The organism is Staphylococcus pasteuri (genome assembly GCF_030547725.1).
GTDB classification, from domain to species: domain Bacteria; phylum Bacillota; class Bacilli; order Staphylococcales; family Staphylococcaceae; genus Staphylococcus; species Staphylococcus pasteuri.
This window is the reverse complement of the sequence record NZ_JAUOQO010000134.1, coordinates 1-325: the sequence shown is the minus strand read 5'-3', so window position 1 is coordinate 325 and position 325 is coordinate 1. Positions and strand designations below refer to the sequence as shown.

Here is a 325-nt window from a genome sequence, read left to right as displayed (position 1 = left end):
ATTAATCACCATATAGAGCGGGCAGCCTACTTGAAGGACGAGTTTGCTGCAGTTGAAGTGGCTGCCGTTGGTTATTTGCCCCCAAATTCCTTGCGCGAACTAAGCGCTAGGTCAGCGCAAATCTTGGAAAGCTTTTTCGGTATTGTTTCAATTAATGAACTGGCAGAATTTGGGCTTTATCATGCCGCTCAGCGTTATTTAACGCAACCAGCACAAGGTTTCGATGAGGCCCCTTCTGCGCCCGATGAACTAATGCCAGGGATGATTGGTAGCACTCATAGCAGCGTTCGCTTCTCTAGCTACGTGAAGGGACAGAGATATCAAC

The 325-nt window shown here is 48.0% G+C and carries 1 protein-coding gene; it reads left to right on the top strand.

What is annotated here, in order from left to right; translation table 11 throughout:
- Positions 1-30: 30 nt before the first annotated feature.
- Positions 31-325, top strand: a 295-nt coding sequence (locus Q4528_RS13125) for a hypothetical protein (protein WP_303521923.1), incomplete at its 3' end; no start/stop codon positions are given.